The sequence below is a fragment of the Streptomyces sp. NPDC031111 genome, from assembly GCF_055570675.1.
Genome location: NZ_JBVIGS010000007.1, coordinates 364910 through 381475, shown reverse-complemented (window position 1 = coordinate 381475; position 16566 = coordinate 364910). Strand labels below are relative to the sequence as shown.

Genomic DNA, 16566 nt, shown 5'->3' with positions numbered 1-16566 from the left:
GCGGCGCAGGCCGCAACACTGCCCACGACACTCGACGAGACCCCGACGGCACCCACCCCCACGCCCCCCCCCCCCCCCCCCCCCGCCCCCCCCCCCCCCCCTCCCCCCCTCCCCTCCCCCCCCCCCCCCCCCCCCCCCCCGCTCCGGGTGAACCGCTCAGACGCCGATCTTCTGCTTCACCTGCGCCAGCGAGGGGTTGGTGAGCGTCGAGCCGTCGGAGAAGAGGACGGTCGGCACCGTCTGGTTTCCGCCGTTCGCCTTCTCCACGAACGCCGCGGACTCCGGGTCCTGCTCGATGTTGATCTCGGTGTACGCGATGCCCTCACGGTCCATCTGGCTCTTCAGCCGACGGCAGTAGCCGCACCACGTGGTGCTGTACATCGTCACAGTGCCCTGCATGCCTCTCGCGCTCCTTCGGCGGCTCGGGGAAGTCCTCGTGTGCGGGGGAACGTACTTGAAAGCGCCAGCATTCCCGCGGGGGGGGGTGTGCTGCCGTGGTTCCGGAAGTGATGCCTGCCGCATTGGTATGACCGCGAGGCGGTCCCTGTGGACAACCGGCTCATCCGTCTCCGGCGACCTGGCAGCATGGCTGTGTGACAGCAGCAACGCACTCCACCCTGTTCCCGCGGGTACCGGACTCGGCCGACGCGGTGCTCGAAGGGCTCGACCCCGAGCAGCGCGACGTGGCCACCGCCCTGCACGGACCGGTCTGCGTGCTGGCCGGAGCCGGAACCGGCAAGACCCGGGCGATCACCCACCGGATCGCCTACGGGGTCCGCGCCGGGATCCTCCAGCCGTCCAGCGTGCTCGCCGTCACCTTCACCAACCGCGCCGCCGGGGAGATGCGCGGCCGGCTGCGCCAGCTCGGCGCCGTCGGCGTCCAGGCGCGCACCTTCCACTCCGCGGCGCTGCGCCAGCTCCAGTACTTCTGGCCGAAAGCGATCGGTGGTTCCCTGCCCCGGCTCGTGGACCGCAAGATCCAGCTGGTCGCCGACGCGGCCGCCGCCTGCCGTATCAGGCTCGACCGCGGCGAGCTGCGGGACGCCACCGCGGAGATCGAGTGGTCCAAGGTGACCCAGACCGTCCCGGCCGACTACGCGGCCGCCGCCGCCAAGGCCGGCCGTGAGGCCCCCCGCGACCCGGCCGAGATCGCCCAGCTCTACGCCGCCTACGAGGAACTGAAGCGGGAGCGCGCCGTCATCGACTTCGAGGACGTGCTGCTGCTGACCGTCGCCGTCCTTCAGGACCGGCACGACATCGCCGAGCAGGTCCGGGCCCAGTACCAGCACTTCGTCGTCGACGAGTACCAGGACGTCAGCCCGCTCCAGCAGCGACTGCTGGAACTGTGGCTCGGAGACCGGGAGAACCTGTGCGTGGTCGGCGACGCCAGCCAGACGATCTATTCGTTCACGGGCGCAACCCCCGACCATCTGCTCGACTTCCGCACCCGCCATCCCGGAGCCACCGTCGTCAAGCTGGTCCGCGACTACCGCTCGACCCCCCAGGTCGTCCATCTGGCGAACGGTCTGCTCGCCCAGGCCCGTGGCCGGGCCGCCGATCACCGGCTGGAGCTGGTGTCCCAGCGTGCCGCGGGGGCCGAGCCGGTCTTCGCCGAGTACGCCGACGAGCCCGCGGAGGCCGAGGGCGCCGCCCGCCGCATCCGAGAGCTGATCGACTCGGGGGTCCCGGCCAGCGAGATCGCCGTACTGTTCCGGACGAACGCCCAGTCCGAAACCTACGAGCAGGCCCTCGCCGATGTCGGGGTGCCCTACCAGCTGCGGGGCGCCGAGCGGTTCTTCGACCGTCCCGAGGTGCGCAAGGCGGGCATCGCCCTGCGCGGCGCGGCCCGCTTCGGCGGCAACGACGCCCTCCTCGACGACGCCCCCGACCTGCCCTCCCAGGTGCGTGCCGTGCTCTCGGGCGAGGGCTGGACGCCGCAGCCGCCGGCCGGTTCGGGCGCGGTCCGGGAGCGCTGGGAGTCCCTGGCCGCCCTCGTGAACCTCGCCCAGGACTTCGCCGCCGCCAGACCGGGCGCCACGCTCGCCGACCTCGTCGCCGAACTCGACGAGCGGGCCGGTGCCCAGCACGCCCCGACCGTGCAGGGCGTCACCCTCGCCTCGCTGCACTCGGCCAAGGGTCTGGAATGGGACGTCGTCTTCCTGGTCGGCGTCGCCGAGGGCATGATGCCGATCACCTACGCAAAGACCGATGAGCAGATCGAGGAGGAGCGCCGTCTCCTCTACGTCGGTGTCACCCGTGCCCGCGAGCGTCTCCATCTCTCCTGGGCTCTCTCCCGCTCTCCCGGCAGCCGGCCGAACCGTCGCCCCAGCCGCTTCCTGGCCGGACTGCGTCCCGGATCGAACACCGCCGCGGGCCAGGGCGGCACGGGCGGCACGGGAGGTGTGGAGCGTGGCTCTCCCCGGGCGGCGTCCACCCCGGCGGTACCCGGCCCGAGACGCCGACAGCGCAGCCCCGCCCGCTGCCGGGTCTGCGGCCGCACGCTGACCGACGCGGGCGAGATGAAGCTGATGCGCTGCGAGGACTGCCCGACCGACATGGACGAGGGCCTGTACGAGCGGCTGCGTGAGTGGCGCGCCGACCAGGCCCGGCGCAGCGGGCAGCCGGCCTTCTGCGTCTTCACCGACAAGACGCTGATCGCCATCGCCGAGACGGTGCCCGACGACGAGCACGGGCTGGCCAGGATCCCCGGGGTCGGGATGCGCAAGCTCGGCCGCTACGGGGCCGACGTTCTGGCCATCTGCGCAGGCCGGGACGTCAACGAGGAGCAAGATCAGGACTGATACGAACTCGTCGAAAAAATAGTTTGCGCATGCCCCGGGAATCCCCATAGGTTCTTAGGCACGGGAACGGAGGCCTTCTCGGAGGCCCTGATTCCGTGTTGTACTTGCATATCCGCGGACTGGCTCACCCCAGTCCCCTAGACGCCGAGAGGAGGCGAGTCCAGTGATCAGCATCAACACCAGCTCCATCGCCAAACTGACCGATCGCTCGACCGTCTCCCTGTGCATGCTCGGCGCCTCGAACCACGGCACCGGTCTGTCCGGCATTCGTGCCGCACGCCCGGCGTCCTCCGTTGCTCCCGCGGCCCTTGCCGTCCGTGAGCGCAATGAGCGACCGACCAAGGCACTGGAAGCGGTAGTGGCACAGGCGCAGGCCTATGCCTTTGCGGCGGCCGGTGCCGGATTCCGGAAGCAGACGACGCAGCACCACCTGATGTGGGCCTTCCGTGGGCCAGAACCCTGGAGTGATCCAGCCTGATTCGATCAGGCCGGCGCCTTCAGGGCCGCGGAACCCCATCCGGGATCCGCGGCCCTTCTGTTTTCCCCGAACGGGGAGGCAGAGCGAAGCGCCTCGGGACAAGAAAAGAACCCGGTACCAGCCGCCACCCGGTCAACAGGCCGGAAACGACCAGACGAGGAAGACGAACCGTGCAACTCGAAGCGCACGCCCCGTCCGTACCGCCTTCCGACACGATCCCCAAGCCCGGCTCCACGGAGGACCCGACCTTGACTCCGCTCACTGCGCTCACCGCGCTCGACGACGCCATCGAGAACCTCGGCGTACCCGTCCCGTGCCGTTCCTACGACCCGGAGGTCTTCTTCGCCGAGTCGCCGGCGGACGTCGAGTACGCGAAGTCCCTCTGCCGCACCTGCCCGCTGATCGAGGCCTGCCTCGCCGGCGCCAAGGAGCGGCGCGAGCCCTGGGGCGTCTGGGGTGGCGAGCTGTTCGTCCAGGGCGTTGTCGTCGCCCGGAAGCGGCCGCGTGGCCGCCCGCGCAAGAACCCGGTCACGGCATGAACACCCCAGGAACGATCGACCGCCCCCTCACGCACGACCCCCAGAAGCAGGCCCCGATGATGCCGTCCACTCACGAGCCCGCAGGCTCCGCGACCGAAGACTTCACCACCAGTGGTGCGAACGACTCGCGCCAGAACAGGACCCGAGAGATGCAACTCATCCCAGAAGCCCTGGCTCGTGCGCATATGCACGACCGACTGCAGGACGCGCAGCGGGAGCGCCAGGCCGTGCGCCTGGTGACCGCTCGCCGGATGCAGCGCCGAGCGGAGCGCGCCTCGCGGCGCGCCCGCCGCGCGCTCGCCATGGCGGTCATGCAGTAACCGATCCCAACTGAAGCAGTGGCCTCCCCCGTCGGAGGCCCGGCTCTCCCCGCGGGGGCCGGTCCGTGCGAACGGCCCGGCCCCCGCGGTGCGTTGCGCCGAGCGGGCCGCCGGGAACGGCGTTATCGTCGCCGGGTGACGAGTCATCCCGGTGGCACTGACGACGACGGCTCCGCGGCGGAGACCGAGCCGCTGGTGTGTGCCCGATGCGGCACCCGTGCCGAGGGCCCGCAGCCGACCTGGACCTTCTCCGTGGAGAACGGCGCCCGCCGCCACTACTGCGAGACGTGCTCCCGTGACCATCTGAGGGCCATCGAGGGCCGGCTGGACTCGCAGTGGTGGTAGAGCCGGCCGGCCACGTCGGTCATGCCCGGGCGGCCGGTTCCTCCTCCGCCGGCTCCTCCGGGAGGAAACTCGGCAGCCATTCCTCCAGCTCTTCCCGCAGCCGCACCGTGGCCCCCAGCTGACAGAGCACGCCGATCGTGCTCAGGGTCACCCGGTGGATCAGGAGGTAGGCCGGGGGAAGGTTGAGCTGCTTGGCCAGCTGGGAGGCGGGGGACCGGGGATCGGCTATCCGTGCCGCCTGGCTCCGCATCCATCCCCGGGTGAAGGTGAATTCGTCGGCCGCGGCCGGCTCGATGATCGGCAGCAGATACTCGAGGACGGCGTCGGGGTCGAGCTCGATCGACTCCTTGACGAAACCCTCCGCGCAGAGCATCTCGTAGACGGCCTCCGCCTCGCCGTCCAGCGTCATGCGCAGGGCCTCGCCGATGGGATCGGGCAGTCCGCCCGGGAGCCGGTCGACGGTGCCGAAGTCCAGTACGCCGAGGCGCCAGTCGTCCTCACCGTCCGGACCGCCGGGCAGCAGACGGAAGTTGCCGGGGTGGGGGTCGGCGTGCAGCAGGCCGGTGCGGGCGGGGCCGGAGAACAGGAAGCGTGCCAGGAGCTGGCCGGCCCGGTCGCGCTGACGCTCGGTGCCGTCCGAGATGATCTCCGACAGCGGTATGCCGTCCATCCACTCGGTGACCAGCACCTGTTCGCACTGGTGGACGACGTCCGGCACCACGACGTCGGGGTCGTCCGCGAACTCCTCGGCGTGGGCCCGCTGGGCCGCTGCCTCCAGACCGTAGTCCAGCTCCTCGGAGACACGGTCCTTGAGCTCCGTGATCAGCGGCTTGACGTCCATGCCGGGAATGAGCGGACCCAGCAGACGGGCGAAGCGGCTCAGCTGGTTCAGGTCCGAGAGCAGGGCCTCTCCGGCGCCGGGGTACTGCACCTTGACCGCCACCTCGCGGCCGTCGTGCCAGACTCCCCGGTGCACCTGCCCGATCGAGGCCGCCGCGGACGGCTTGTCCTCGAACTCCAGGAAGAGCTCCTGCCATTCCCCGCCCAGCCGCTCCTCCAGCACCGCGTGGACGGTACGGGTCGGCATCGGCGGGGCCGCGTCCTGGAGTTTGGTCAGTGCCGCGCGATAGGGACCGGCGACCTCCTCCGGCAGGGCCGACTCGAAGACCGACAGCGCCTGGCCGAACTTCATCGCGCCGCCCTTGAGCTCGCCGAGCACCTTGAAGAGCTGCTCGGCAGTGCGCTGCTGGAGCTCGCGGCCGACCAGCTCGGCGGACTCGCCCACGATCCGCTTGCCGAGCCCCCAGGTCGCCCGACCGGCGAAGCCGAGCGGGAGCGCGGCCAGCTTGGCGGTCCGGGTGACCGCCTTCCGGGGAAGATCAGACATGCGCCCTCCAAGTCCCTGCCGACCGCCCCGCGTCCGCCTCGCGGCGCCACTCCTGCGACGGCCCGTGCACGGTCATTGTCTCGTGCGATCCCCCGTCCCCGGAGGTGTGTTCTCCCTTACCTTTTTCCGGACTTCTCCCGGCGGCCCCGCACGGGCAGACGGGATGCGGCCAGACCGGCCGAGCATGCCAGTGCAGTCCGGGAACGGACACCTCCCAGCGCGCGCCGGCGCTGGACGGAACGTGGCCGTCCAGGAACGCGAGCGCGTGGGCGGCCGCCAGCCCGGCCACCGTCGTGGCCAGCGTCAGGTCGCAGGCGCCCACCCGGCGCTGGCGGCCGGAGCTCCACTGGGCGACCAGACGCGGCCAGGTCGGGTCCCGGTCGGCGCGGTCCTGCTGGAGACAGCCCGCGCAGCCCGTCTCGCCGGGCAGGACGAGCGGTCCCACGACACCCGTTCCCTCCACGACGCCAACGTAGAGATGAGGCGTGCCCGAGGACAAAAGGGTTTCGGCGGCCGCCGGGTCGGGCGCGTGAACGGCGACGTCGTCCCGCGGGGCGAGGACCACCAGGGAGAAGCCGGGGTCGCCCTCGTCGAGCGGTGACCGGGCGGTCCGGCGCGGCGGCCGGTCCGGTGCCGCCCGGCGCGCGGCGCGGCGCGCCGCCTCGTCCCTGCGGTCGCCGACGGCCTCGGCGGGCAGTCCGCCCGGCGCCACGTCCCACGGCTCGACCCGCCCGACGTCGCGCACGTCGACCTCGCCCACGCCGGCCCCCGACAGCAGGGCCGCGAGGGCCGCGCCCACCCGGCCCGCACCTCTCACCTGCACCCGCGTGTTCCGACGCGCCGCCAGCCGGCGCAGCGGATCGCCCGGGTCGGAGGTGGTCAGGGCGAGGGACGCCAGGTCCGGGCGGAGCCGGTCGAGGACCGCCGGCTTCTCGCGCAGGGCGTCGGCCTCCGGCCCGCCGCCCCGGGAGTCGTCCAGGAGTCCGGCCCGCGACAGCCGCCGTACCAGCCGGTCGACATGACCCTCGGGCAGATCCATGCGCCGTGCCTCCTCCCGCAGCAGCTCCAGACCGCGGGTGCCGTCGAGCAGATCGAGGAAGCTGCCGGTGGCCGTGTCCATCGGACCCAGCGTCAACGCGTGCGCCGGCGTCATCCCGAACTGAACGGTGTTGAGATCGCGCCATCCGCGCCGGAGCGCAGGCTTGACCATCGGATGCATGAAAGGCCCCCGTATGCCCTGGATCGTCCCCGTGGAGCGGCGAGCCCTTCGCGGCTCGTCCGACGCATGCCAGCATGCCGGGACCGGTCGAAGGCCGCCGAAAGTTGTCCACAGGCACCGGGACTCATCGTACAAATCAGGCGCCCGGTGGTGGGATCGCCATGGAACCGTCCCGGAGTCAAGACTTCCCCGTGTGCAGCGGGTAACGTCGGGGCGTGCCCGCCGACCCACTGCACCGCGCCGGAAAGTCACAGCGCAGCACGACGAGCCAGCCGACGAACGGCTCACGGGCGAGCGCGATCGAGGTCCGCAGGAGCGCCCGCCGCCGCAGAACGGTCTCCGCGTACCGAGAGGGCGATCGCACCGTCGTGCTCATCCCCGCCCGGATGTCCGAGGCGGAGGAGCAGCGCTGGGTGACCGTCATGCTCGACAAGCTGGCCGCCCAGGAGAGCAGGCGGACACTCGGGGACGCCGAGCTGGCCGAGCGCGCCCGGCGGCTGTCGGACCAGTACTTCGACGGGCGGGCCGAACCGGCCTCGGTGCGCTGGGTGACCAACCAGAACACGCGCTGGGGCTCCTGCACCCCGTCCGAGGGAAGCATCCGGCTGTCGCACCGCCTTCAGGGAATGCCCGAGTACGTCGTCGACTACGTCCTCTGCCACGAGCTGGCGCATCTGCTGGTGCCGGGGCACGGTCCCCGGTTCTGGCGGCTGTTGGAGGCGTATCCGAGGACCGAGCGGGCGCGCGGCTATCTGGAAGGGGTCGTCGCGGCGGAGCGGCTTCCGCATGTGCCCGGTGCCCGTGACGAGTGAGCGCCGCCCGGAGTGAGCGCACAGTAGGCCTACGCGCGCGTTGTGTACCGGGTCTGTACCGACTTCATCAGGTGTCCGTGTTTGCCGTTAGCCTGGCGCGACGCACTCACATTCGGGATGGGGGACGGTCGTACGCATGGCCAGGGAATTCCAACGCGGCCACAAGGCCAGGATCAGCGATCTCACGGCGGGCACGGATCTGTACGTAGGTGTGCAGATCTCCGGTCCGGGGCTGACCTTCGACATCAGCTGCTTCGGTCTCGACGCCGACGAACGGCTCTCGGACGACCGGTACTTCATCTTCTACAACCAGCCGAAGTCCCCCGAGGAGTCCATCCAGATCCTGGGTGCCCAGGCGGGTGACACGGAGTCGTTCCGCGTGACGCTGGACCGGATCCCGCAGCAGATCAGGAAGCTCTCCTTCACCGCGACCCTCGACGGTGCCGGGCAGATGTCGCAGATCGGTCCCGGGTACATCCGTATCGTCGCGGGCGGCGAGGAGGTGGCCCGGTACCCGTTCAGCGGCGCCGAGTTCTCCACCGAGCGCGCCGTGATGCTGGGTGACTTCTACTTCAAGGACGTCTGGCGGTTCGCCGCCGTCGGACAGGGCTTCGACGGCGGACTCGACGCGCTGCTCAGGAACTTCGGCGGCGAGGTGGCCGAGGAGGAGCCGGCCGCACCGCAGCAGCAGCCCCAGGCCGGCGGAGCGTCGCCCGGTTTCGCACCGCCCGCCCAGACCGGCGCGCCGCCCGCGTTCGGCGCACCCGGCGGCCCCGCGCCCGCCCCGGCTCCGGCGCCCGCCCCGGCCCCCGCGCCCCAGCCCGCCGCACAGGGCTTCGCGCCGCCGCCGGCCCCCGCGCCCGCGGCGCCTCCGGTGCACACCGCGCCGACCATCGTCGCCCCTCTGAACACCCCGCCCGGCGGCTCCCCGGTGCCGCCCCCGGCTCCGGCCCCCGCGCCCTACGGCCAGCCGGGCCAGCAGCCGCCGCCGTACGGCCAACCCGCACCGCCGCCCCCGGGATACGGCCAGCCGCAGGCACCGCAGGCACCCGCCCCGCCGCCCGGCTACGGACAGCCGACGCCTCCTCCGGGCTACGGACAGCAGCCCCCGCCCGGTCAGCCTCCGGTCCCGCAGGCCCCGTACGGGGCGCCCCAGGGCGCTCCGCAAGGCGCCCCCCAGAGCCCCGGCGTGCTCGGCGCGCTCCAGCAGTTCAGGGAGACGCCCACCGGGCAGCGCTGGACCCAGCAGAACAAGAAGCTCGTGCGCGCCGACCTCGGCATCGGCGGACAGCCCGTGCTCGCCCGGCAGGGCAGCATGGTGCTCTACCAGGGCAAGGTCGACTTCAGCTACAAGGGCGCCGGCTTCAGCGGCCGCATCGTGGGCAACGCCACCGGCCAGGAGATGCAGCTGATGCGCTGCACCGGCCAGGGCCAGGTGTTCTTCGCCGAGAACTCCACGATGCTGCACCCGATCGAGCTGCAGGGCGACGCCGTGTGCGTCTCCGCAGAGAACGTCCTCGCCTTCGACGAGGGCCTCCAGTACGAGGTCCGCCGCATCGAGGGTCACGGCATCCCGGGCGGCGCGCTGTTCACGATGCAGTTCCAGGGGACCGGCACCATCGTCGTGAAGACCCACGGCATCCCCGTGGTGCTGCCGGTCACGCCCACCACCTTCGCCGACTGCAACGCCGTGGTCGCGTGGTCGGCCGCGTCCCAGGTGGTCGTCTCCAGCCAGGTGCGGATGCGCCGCAACTCCTACCCCGGCGACACGGGGGAGAGCGTCAACCTCCAGTTCCGGGGCGCACCCGGCAACTTCATCGTCGTCCAGCCGTACGAGATCTGAGGGAGCCCGTCATGAACCAGCCACTCGCGGGCTACGCCCCCGCCCCCGTCACCGCCCGCATGGAGAACCACGGCAACCACATGCTGAAGGTGGCCATGCAGACCGGGAACGACCTCCTCGCGCGCGTCGGGTCGATGGTCGCCTACGAAGGGTTCGTCCAGTACGAGCCCAACCCGCCCGCCGTGCGCCAGATCGCCAAGGACTGGCTCACCGGCGAGGGCGCGCCGCTGATGAAGTGCTCCGGCGACGGCCTGCTCTACCTCGCCGACTACGGCGCCAACGTGGTCGTGATCAACCTCAACGGCGACGGCATCTCCGTCAACGCCACCAACCTGCTCGCCTTCGACGCCCATCTGACGTGGGGCGTGGAGCGGGTCAAGGGCCTGGCGAAGTTCGCCGGACAGGGCCTGTGGAACACCAAGATCTCCGGACAGGGCTGGGTCGCGCTGACCTCGCGCGGCAAGCCGATCGTCGTCGACTGCGGCGGCGGCGACGACGAGACGTACGTCGACCCGGACGCCCTGGTCGCCTGGTCCCCGAACCTCAAGGTGAAGGGCAAGCGGAGCTTCCGGGCCCAGTCGCTGATCGGCCGCGGCAGCGGCGAGGCCTACCAGATGGCCTTCTCCGGTCAGGGCATCGTCGTCGTCCAGCCCAGTGAGGACAGCACCGACCGTCTCCGGGTCCGGGGCTGAGGGGGAGCAACCACATCATGCAGAGCCCGCTTTTCGCCTTCAACGACCAGCAGACCCAGGAGCGCTGGAGCCTGCAGAACCAGCAGATGCTCCGGGTCGGCCTCGAGGGTCACGACGACGTCCTCGCCCGCAAGGGCACCATGGTCGCCTACCAGGGACTCGTCGAGTTCGACGCCGAGTTCCAGAGCAGCAGTCAGTCACACGCGCGTGCGAACACCGGTGAGGGCCTCGACCTGATGCGCTGCCACGGGCAGGGCACGGTCTACCTCGCCAACCTCGCCCAGCGCATCCACATCATGGAGGTCGATCACGAAGGGCTGACGGTCGACAGCAGCTATGTGCTCGCGATGGACTCCTCGCTGCACCACGAGGTCATCGCCGTCGACAGCCTGTACGGCATCTCCGGCTCCGGGAAGTACCAGCTCAACATCACCGGCAACGGCAAGGTCGCCCTGATGACCTCGGGCATGCCGCTGCTGATGCAGGTGACGCCGGACAAGTACGTCAACTGCGACGCCGACGCGATCGTCGCGTGGTCCACCTCCCTGCGCGTGCAGATGCAGGCCCAGACCCACTCGTCCGGGGTGTGGCGGCGCCGCGGCAACACCGGTGAGGGCTGGGAGCTCAGCTTCATGGGCAGCGGCTTCGCGCTGGTCCAGCCCAGTGAGCTGCTGCCGCCGCAGAACGCCCAGATCGGCTCGGGTCTCTCCGCCCAGTACGGCATGGGCCAGCAGGGCGCCCGCGGCCAGAACCAGGGCAACGTCTGGAGCTGACCGGCCGGGAACGACACGCGTGAGGGGCGACCGCCGATGCGGTCGCCCCTCACGCGTATGTCACACGCCCAGTCTCGTGCGGGTCGCTTCCACCAAACGGGTGACCGAGGTGTCCGCCACGTCCGCCACCTCGTCGTACGGGAACCAGCGCAGGTCGAGGGACTCGTCGCTGACCGCCTCGACCGCTCCGGACGGGGCCAGCGCCGCGTACTGGACGTCCAGATGCCAGGCGCACGGTGTGTGATGGCGGTCCAGACGCACGGGGCCGCCGGGCACCAGGGTCAGTCCCGTGATGCCGGACTCCTCCGTCGCCTCCCGCAGGGCCGCCGCCGTGAGCGAGACGTCGTCCGGCTCGCAGTGCCCGCCCATCTGGAGCCACATCCGCAGCTTCCGGTGCAGGGTCAGCAGCACCCGGCCCCGCTCGGGATCGATCACCAGGCCGCTCGCCGTGATGTGACCGTCCGTACAGGCCTTCCACATGCCGTCCGGGTGGTCCGCGAGATGGTCCAGATAGGTCTGGCGCAGTTCGGGCTGGTCCTCGTACCCCTTGAGTACGAGGACCGCGTCGTCGTGCAGGCTCACTCGGTGTCGTCGTCCTTGGTCGTGCCCTCGGCCTCGCCGTCGTCCTTCTTCTTGAGGTCGGGCTTGCCTGCGGCCTCGCCGAGCATCTTGTCCAGCTCGGAGAAGTCGATCTGCTCCCGGTGCACGAAACCGTCCGGGTCGTCCAGGTCGGTGGCCGTCGGCAGCATGTCCGGGTGCGCCCACAGGGCGTCCCGGCCGTCGACCCCGCGCGCGTCCGTGAGCGAGGCCCACAGGCGCGAGGCGTCGCGCAGCCGGCGCGGGCGCAGCTCGAGACCGATCAGCGTGGCGAACGTCTGCTCCGCCGGGCCGCCCGAGGCGCGGCGGCGGCGCAGCGTCTCGCGCAGGGCGTCGGCCGACGACAGCCGGGGCTTGGCCGCCGTGTGCACCACCGCGTCCACCCAGCCCTCGACGAGGGCCAGCGCCGTCTCCAGACGGGCCAGGGCGGCCTTCTGCTCGGGCGTGTCCTCCGGCTGGAACATGCCCTGCTGAAGGGCCTCCTGCAACTGCTCGGGGTTCTGCGGGTCGAACTGGCCGACGACGTCCTCGAGCTTGCCGGTGTCGACCTTGATCCCGCGCGCATAGCCGTCGACGGCCCCGAACAGGTGCGAGCGCAGCCACGGGACGTGCGCGAACAGGCGCTGGTGGGCGGCCTCCCGCAGGGCGAGATACAGCCGCACCTCCTCCTGTGGCACGCCCAGGTCCTTGCCGAACGTCTCGATGTTCAGCGGCAGCAGCGCGGCCCGGCCGGCCGGGCCCAGCGGCAGGCCGATGTCGGACGAGCCGACGACCTCACCGGCGAGCACGCCCACGGCCTGCCCGATCTGCGTGCCGAACATGGCACCGCCCATGGAGCGCATCATGCCGATCAGCGGGCCGGCCATGGCCTGCATCTCCTCCGGCAGGACATCGCCCATCGCGTTCCCGACGCGCTCGGCGACCGGGTCGACCAGCTCCCGCCACGCCGGCAGGGTGGCCTCGACCCACTCCGCGCGGCTCCAGGCCACGGCGGAGTGGGCGCCCGACGGCAGGGAGGTCGCGTCGTCCAGCCACAGATCGGCCAGGCGGACGGCTTCCTCGACGGCTCTGCGGTCGGCCGGGCCGACGCTCGCGTCCTTCGAGCCCGACGGGGTGCCCTGCGACACGGTCTGCCGGGCGATCTGCTTGGCCATGTCCCAGTTCACCGGCCCGCCCTCGTAGGAGAGCATCTGGCCGAGCTGCTGGAACGCCGCGCCCAGGTCGTTGGGGTTCAGGGACCCGAACATCGCGGCGAACGGATTGTCCGCGCCAGGGCCGCCAAAGCCTCCGGCCCCGGGCATGCCGAAGCCGAACGGGTTGGCCGGGCCCTGACCACCACCGCTCTGCGGGTCCTTCTTCTTGCCCTCGTCGCCGTCGTCCGGCTCCTCCGGCGGAAGGCCGAATCCGAATGGGGTGTCACTCACGGGTTTCCTCGGCTGGTAGGGCCACCGGTTCTTTCCGGCGGCACGGCTGCCCGACAACACCACCCAGCGTAGACACCTGAGGCCGTTAGGGCCTCGGTGCTTCGCCGACAGAAGGCCTGCGGCAGGATGGATGCCACCTGGTACGTACGCGTCGCTTGCGCCCGTACTGAAGACAACCGCTGGAGACGCCCGGTGAGTTCCCCAGATCCACAGGTTCGCGCAGCGCGAAACAACTCAACCAGTCCCGCCGCGCGCGGCCCCGTCGTCGCGGTCACCGGAGCCGCGTCCGGTGTGGGCGCGCTGCTCACCGCGCGGCTCGCCGCCGCGGAGGAGATCAAGCAGGTCATCGCCATCGACGAGCGGCGCGGCGAGTGCGCCGAGGCCCGGTGGCACATCCTGGACGTACGGGATCCGGCCATCGCGGACAAGCTGCGCGGGGCCGACGTGGTGGTCCATCTGGCGCTCGACCTCGATCTGGAGACCGACGCCGCGGCCCGGACGGCGTACAACGTGCGGGGAACGCAGACCGTGCTGACGGCGGCCGCGGCCGCCGGGGTGCACCGGGTGGTGCTGTGCACGTCGACGATGGTCTACGGGGCGCTGCCCGACAACGAGCTGCCGCTGTCCGAGGACGCGGAACTGCGGGCCACCGCGGAGGCCACGGGCGTGGGCGACCTGCTGGAGGTCGAGCGGCTCGCGCGCCGGGCGCCCAGGGCACACCCGGGGCTCAATGTCACCGTCGTGCGCCCCGCTGTCCTGGTCGGAGGTACGGACACCGCTCTGACCAGGTATTTCGAGTCGCCCAGGCTGCTCGTGGTGGCCGGATCGCGGCCCGCGTGGCAGTTCTGCCACGTCGACGACCTGTGCAGCGCCCTCGAGTACGCCGTCCTGGAGAAGGTCGACGGCGAGCTGGCCGTCGGCTGCGACGGGTGGCTGGAGCAGGAGGAGGTCGAGGAGCTCAGCGGGATCCGGCGGATGGAACTGCCCTCGGCGGTGGCGCTCGGCGCGGCGGCCCGGCTGCACCGGATCGGCCTCACCCCGTCCCCAGCCGGGGACCTGGCGTACACGATGTACCCCTGGGTGGTGAGCGGGAGCCGGCTGCACGACGCCGGGTGGCGGCCCGCGCACACCAACGAGGAGGTGCTCGCGGAACTGCTGGAGGAGGTGTCCGGCAGGCACACGGTCGCCGGACGGCGGCTGGGGCGCAAGGACGCGACGGCGGCGGGTGCCGCGGGCGCGACGGTGGCCCTGCTGGGTGCGGCGGCGGTGGTGCGCCGGGCACGCAAGGCCCGGCGCCGGATCTGAGACGCGTTCTGTAGGAGGCTCCGAACCGCCGCGCGCGGGTACCGGGCGATGACGCTATTCCGCGTTGTCATCGGGGTGGGGCACGATGGGGGCATGGCATCGACGCACGATCACCCGGGTGAGCAGGCCGCGCAGGACCCCATCAAGCTGCTCGCCATCCGCGACACCCCGCTCTCCGTGGACGAGGTCCTCCGCGCGGTCGGGGACGACGCGGCCGGCGGGACGGCGCTCTTCGTGGGGACCGTGCGCAACCACGACGGCGGGGCCGACGTCGACGAACTCGGCTATTCCTGTCACCCCAGCGCCGAGGCCGAGATGCGGCGGATCGCCGAGAAGGTCGCCGCCGAGTACCCCGTACGGGCGCTGGCCGCCGTCCACCGGGTGGGGGACCTCCGGGTCGGGGACCTCGCCGTGGTCGTCGGCGTGTCGTGCCCGCACCGGGGGGAGGCCTTCGAGGCCTGCCGGAAGCTGATCGACGACCTCAAGCACGAGGTGCCCATCTGGAAGCACCAGCGGTTCTCGGACGGGACGGAGGAGTGGGTGGGGGCCTGCTGAGGCGGTCCTGACCTCCGGTTGCGTAACCGCACCCCTGGCGTGAGCGTTGTCACTGCGGATGGTTAATCTGCTGATCAGTCAGTTGCGGACGCTCATGGGGTTGGGAGGTCGGCATGGCGGCGCTTGCCTGGTTGCTGATTCCGCTTGTGGCCGCGATCGGAGCGGGGCTGTGGGGCAGTTGGGCCAATCGCACCCGCAAGGCGCGGAGCGACGGCCCCGAACTCATCGGTTACGCCCGTTTCCGCGAGGCCATGGAGAAACCGCGCTCGGGTGGCTGAGGACCGGGAAACAGCAGGTCACGGCGTACGACGCGAGCAGGGCCGCCCGTCCGGGCGGCCCTGACGGTGCGCTGACAGGCCCGTCCCGTACTGTCGAGGCATGCCACGCCGCACCGCGACGATGCTCGCCTCCACCCTGATGCTGATCGCGCTTCTGTGCGCGGGAGTGTTCATCCCCGTGCCCTACTCGGAGATGTCCCCGGGGCCGACGGTGAACACGCTGGGTGATCACGACGGCGAGCCGGTGCTGCAGATCGCCGGGCGGAAGACCTATCCGACGGACGGTCACCTCAACATGACCACGGTGCGGGTCACCAGCGCCGAGTACCGGATGAACCTCGTCGAGGCCGTCTACGGGTGGCTGGCGCACGACAACAAGGTCGTGCCGCACGAGACCCTCTACCCCGACGGCAAGACGGAGGAGGAGTCCACCCAGGAGAACGCCGAGGAGTTCAGCCAGTCCCAGGAGAGCGCCAAGGTCGCGGCCCTGAAGGAGCTCGACGTCCCGGTGAAGTCCTGGGTGATCGTCTCCACCGTCGTCAAGGGGTCCCCGTCCGAGGGCAGGCTGCACGCGGGCGACGTGATCAAGGCGGTCGACGGCGAGACGGTGAAGGAGCCGGCCGACGTCGCCGAGCTGGTGACCGAGCACAAGCCGGGCGAGGACGTCGTCTTCACGATCGTGCCCGCCAAGGAGCAGGCCGCCGCCGAGAAGGAGAACCGGACGGTGACGAGGACCGAGAAGGTCACGATCACCACGACGACCTCCGACGACGGCGGCGAACAGCGCGCCATCGTCGGGATCTCCGCCGGGACGGACCACACCTTCCCGTTCTCCATCGACATCAAGCTGGCCGACGTCGGCGGGCCGAGCGCGGGACTGATGTTCGCCCTCGGCATCTACGACAAGCTCACGCCGGGCAGTCTGACCGGCGGCGAGTTCGTCGCCGGCACCGGCACGATAGACGACAACGGCAAGGTCGGGCCGATCGGCGGGATCGAGATGAAGACGGTCGGCGCCCGCGGCAAGGGCGCCGAGTACTTCCTCACGCCCGCCGACAACTGCGCGTCCGCCGCCAGGGACATCCCCGAGGGCCTCACCCTGGTCAAGGTGAACACCATCGACGACGCTCTCGGCGCCCTCGAGGACATCCGGTCCGGCGACACCGAGGACCTGCCGAAGTGCACGGTGTCCTGACCG

18 protein-coding genes are annotated in these 16566 nt (G+C 71.3%); 13 read left to right on the top strand and 5 right to left on the bottom strand.

Going from position 1 to position 16566, the window contains the following annotated elements:
* Positions 1-156 precede the first annotated feature (156 nt).
* Positions 157-399: a mycoredoxin gene (locus ACZ470_RS17720; RefSeq protein ID WP_381221085.1), complete on the bottom strand. Its 243-nt coding sequence runs from the start codon at positions 397-399 to the stop codon at positions 157-159.
* Between the two features lie 194 nt (positions 400-593).
* Here ACZ470_RS17720 and ACZ470_RS17715 point away from each other — a divergent pair, with 194 nt between their 5' ends.
* The 5 genes from ACZ470_RS17715 (at position 594) to ACZ470_RS17695 (ending at position 4483) form a co-directional block, all read left to right on the top strand.
* Complete coding sequence (locus ACZ470_RS17715) at positions 594-2801, top strand: ATP-dependent DNA helicase UvrD2 (protein WP_468428132.1); 2208 nt, start codon at positions 594-596, stop codon at positions 2799-2801.
* Positions 2802-2964: 163 nt separating this feature from the next.
* The gene (locus tag ACZ470_RS17710; RefSeq protein ID WP_468428131.1) at positions 2965-3279 is read left to right on the top strand and encodes a hypothetical protein; all 315 of its coding nucleotides are present in this window, start codon (positions 2965-2967) and stop codon (positions 3277-3279) included.
* 170 nt (positions 3280-3449) lie between these two features.
* Complete coding sequence (locus ACZ470_RS17705; protein ID WP_125504338.1) at positions 3450-3818, top strand: WhiB family transcriptional regulator; 369 nt, start codon at positions 3450-3452, stop codon at positions 3816-3818.
* Positions 3815-4138: a hypothetical protein gene (locus tag ACZ470_RS17700; protein ID WP_468428128.1), complete on the top strand. Its 324-nt coding sequence runs from the start codon at positions 3815-3817 to the stop codon at positions 4136-4138. Before ACZ470_RS17705 ends, ACZ470_RS17700 begins: the two co-directional genes overlap by 4 nt.
* A 135-nt stretch (positions 4139-4273) precedes the next feature.
* The gene (locus tag ACZ470_RS17695) at positions 4274-4483 is read left to right on the top strand and encodes a hypothetical protein (RefSeq protein ID WP_468428127.1); all 210 of its coding nucleotides are present in this window, start codon (positions 4274-4276) and stop codon (positions 4481-4483) included.
* A 19-nt stretch (positions 4484-4502) separates the two neighbouring features.
* On the opposite strand, the gene ACZ470_RS17690 is transcribed toward ACZ470_RS17695, so the two are convergent.
* Together ACZ470_RS17690 and ACZ470_RS17685 are read right to left on the bottom strand one after the other, a co-directional pair.
* A complete protein-coding gene (locus ACZ470_RS17690) occupies positions 4503-5870 on the bottom strand; it encodes an ABC1 kinase family protein (RefSeq protein ID WP_468428125.1) in 1368 nt (455 codons plus the stop codon).
* Complete coding sequence (locus ACZ470_RS17685; protein WP_468428123.1) at positions 5863-7089, bottom strand: TOMM precursor leader peptide-binding protein; 1227 nt, start codon at positions 7087-7089, stop codon at positions 5863-5865. Before ACZ470_RS17685 ends, ACZ470_RS17690 begins: the two co-directional genes overlap by 8 nt.
* Positions 7090-7304: 215 nt before the next feature.
* Between ACZ470_RS17685 and ACZ470_RS17680 the strand changes: the two genes are divergently transcribed.
* The 4 genes from ACZ470_RS17680 to ACZ470_RS17665 all read left to right on the top strand — a co-directional run bounded on the left by ACZ470_RS17680 (position 7305) and on the right by ACZ470_RS17665 (position 11209).
* Entirely contained in the window at positions 7305-7901 is a 597-nt protein-coding gene (locus ACZ470_RS17680) for a M48 metallopeptidase family protein (protein ID WP_468428121.1), read from the top strand.
* A 136-nt stretch (positions 7902-8037) separates the two neighbouring features.
* Positions 8038-9744: a TerD family protein gene (locus ACZ470_RS17675; RefSeq protein WP_468428119.1), complete on the top strand. Its 1707-nt coding sequence runs from the start codon at positions 8038-8040 to the stop codon at positions 9742-9744.
* Between the two features lie 11 nt (positions 9745-9755).
* Entirely contained in the window at positions 9756-10436 is a 681-nt protein-coding gene (locus ACZ470_RS17670; protein WP_468428117.1) for an AIM24 family protein, read from the top strand.
* Positions 10437-10453: 17 nt separating this feature from the next.
* Complete coding sequence (locus ACZ470_RS17665) at positions 10454-11209, top strand: AIM24 family protein (protein WP_468428115.1); 756 nt, start codon at positions 10454-10456, stop codon at positions 11207-11209.
* 60 nt (positions 11210-11269) lie between these two features.
* Here the strand turns inward: ACZ470_RS17665 and ACZ470_RS17660 are convergent, their stop codons facing one another.
* Together ACZ470_RS17660 and ACZ470_RS17655 are read right to left on the bottom strand one after the other, a co-directional pair.
* A complete protein-coding gene (locus ACZ470_RS17660) occupies positions 11270-11791 on the bottom strand; it encodes an NUDIX hydrolase (protein ID WP_468428113.1) in 522 nt (173 codons plus the stop codon).
* A complete protein-coding gene (locus ACZ470_RS17655) occupies positions 11788-13230 on the bottom strand; it encodes a zinc-dependent metalloprotease (RefSeq protein WP_468428112.1) in 1443 nt (480 codons plus the stop codon). The genes ACZ470_RS17660 and ACZ470_RS17655 overlap by 4 nt, the downstream gene beginning before the upstream one ends.
* A gap of 192 nt (positions 13231-13422) precedes the next feature.
* Between ACZ470_RS17655 and ACZ470_RS17650 the strand changes: the two genes are divergently transcribed.
* From ACZ470_RS17650 to ACZ470_RS17635, 4 genes are all read left to right on the top strand, one after another.
* The gene (locus ACZ470_RS17650) at positions 13423-14535 is read left to right on the top strand and encodes an SDR family oxidoreductase (protein ID WP_468428110.1); all 1113 of its coding nucleotides are present in this window, start codon (positions 13423-13425) and stop codon (positions 14533-14535) included.
* 93 nt (positions 14536-14628) lie between these two features.
* Positions 14629-15090: a molybdenum cofactor biosynthesis protein MoaE gene (locus tag ACZ470_RS17645; RefSeq protein WP_468428108.1), complete on the top strand. Its 462-nt coding sequence runs from the start codon at positions 14629-14631 to the stop codon at positions 15088-15090.
* A gap of 113 nt (positions 15091-15203) precedes the next feature.
* Positions 15204-15368 carry a hypothetical protein gene (locus tag ACZ470_RS17640; RefSeq protein ID WP_468428106.1) on the top strand — a complete coding sequence of 55 codons (165 nt, stop codon included), beginning with the start codon at positions 15204-15206 and terminating at the stop codon, positions 15366-15368.
* 100 nt (positions 15369-15468) lie between these two features.
* A complete protein-coding gene (locus ACZ470_RS17635) occupies positions 15469-16563 on the top strand; it encodes a YlbL family protein (protein ID WP_468428104.1) in 1095 nt (364 codons plus the stop codon).
* Positions 16564-16566: the final 3 nt, after the last annotated feature.

Bases quoted from the DNA above. Each gene is read 5' to 3' on its own strand.
- ACZ470_RS17635 (WP_468428104.1), top strand. From the start codon at position 15,469: ATGCCACGCCGCACCGCGACGATGCTCGCCTCCACCCTGATGCTGATC.
- ACZ470_RS17640 (WP_468428106.1), top strand. From the start codon at position 15,204: ATGGCGGCGCTTGCCTGGTTGCTGATTCCGCTTGTGGCCGCGATCGGA.
- ACZ470_RS17720 (WP_381221085.1), bottom strand. From the start codon at position 399: ATGCAGGGCACTGTGACGATGTACAGCACCACGTGGTGCGGCTACTGC.
- ACZ470_RS17645 (WP_468428108.1), top strand. From the start codon at position 14,629: ATGGCATCGACGCACGATCACCCGGGTGAGCAGGCCGCGCAGGACCCC.
- ACZ470_RS17675 (WP_468428119.1), top strand. From the start codon at position 8,038: ATGGCCAGGGAATTCCAACGCGGCCACAAGGCCAGGATCAGCGATCTC.
- ACZ470_RS17700 (WP_468428128.1), top strand. From the start codon at position 3,815: ATGAACACCCCAGGAACGATCGACCGCCCCCTCACGCACGACCCCCAG.
- ACZ470_RS17670 (WP_468428117.1), top strand. From the start codon at position 9,756: ATGAACCAGCCACTCGCGGGCTACGCCCCCGCCCCCGTCACCGCCCGC.
- ACZ470_RS17685 (WP_468428123.1), bottom strand. From the start codon at position 7,089: ATGCATCCGATGGTCAAGCCTGCGCTCCGGCGCGGATGGCGCGATCTC.
- ACZ470_RS17665 (WP_468428115.1), top strand. From the start codon at position 10,454: ATGCAGAGCCCGCTTTTCGCCTTCAACGACCAGCAGACCCAGGAGCGC.
- ACZ470_RS17690 (WP_468428125.1), bottom strand. From the start codon at position 5,870: ATGTCTGATCTTCCCCGGAAGGCGGTCACCCGGACCGCCAAGCTGGCC.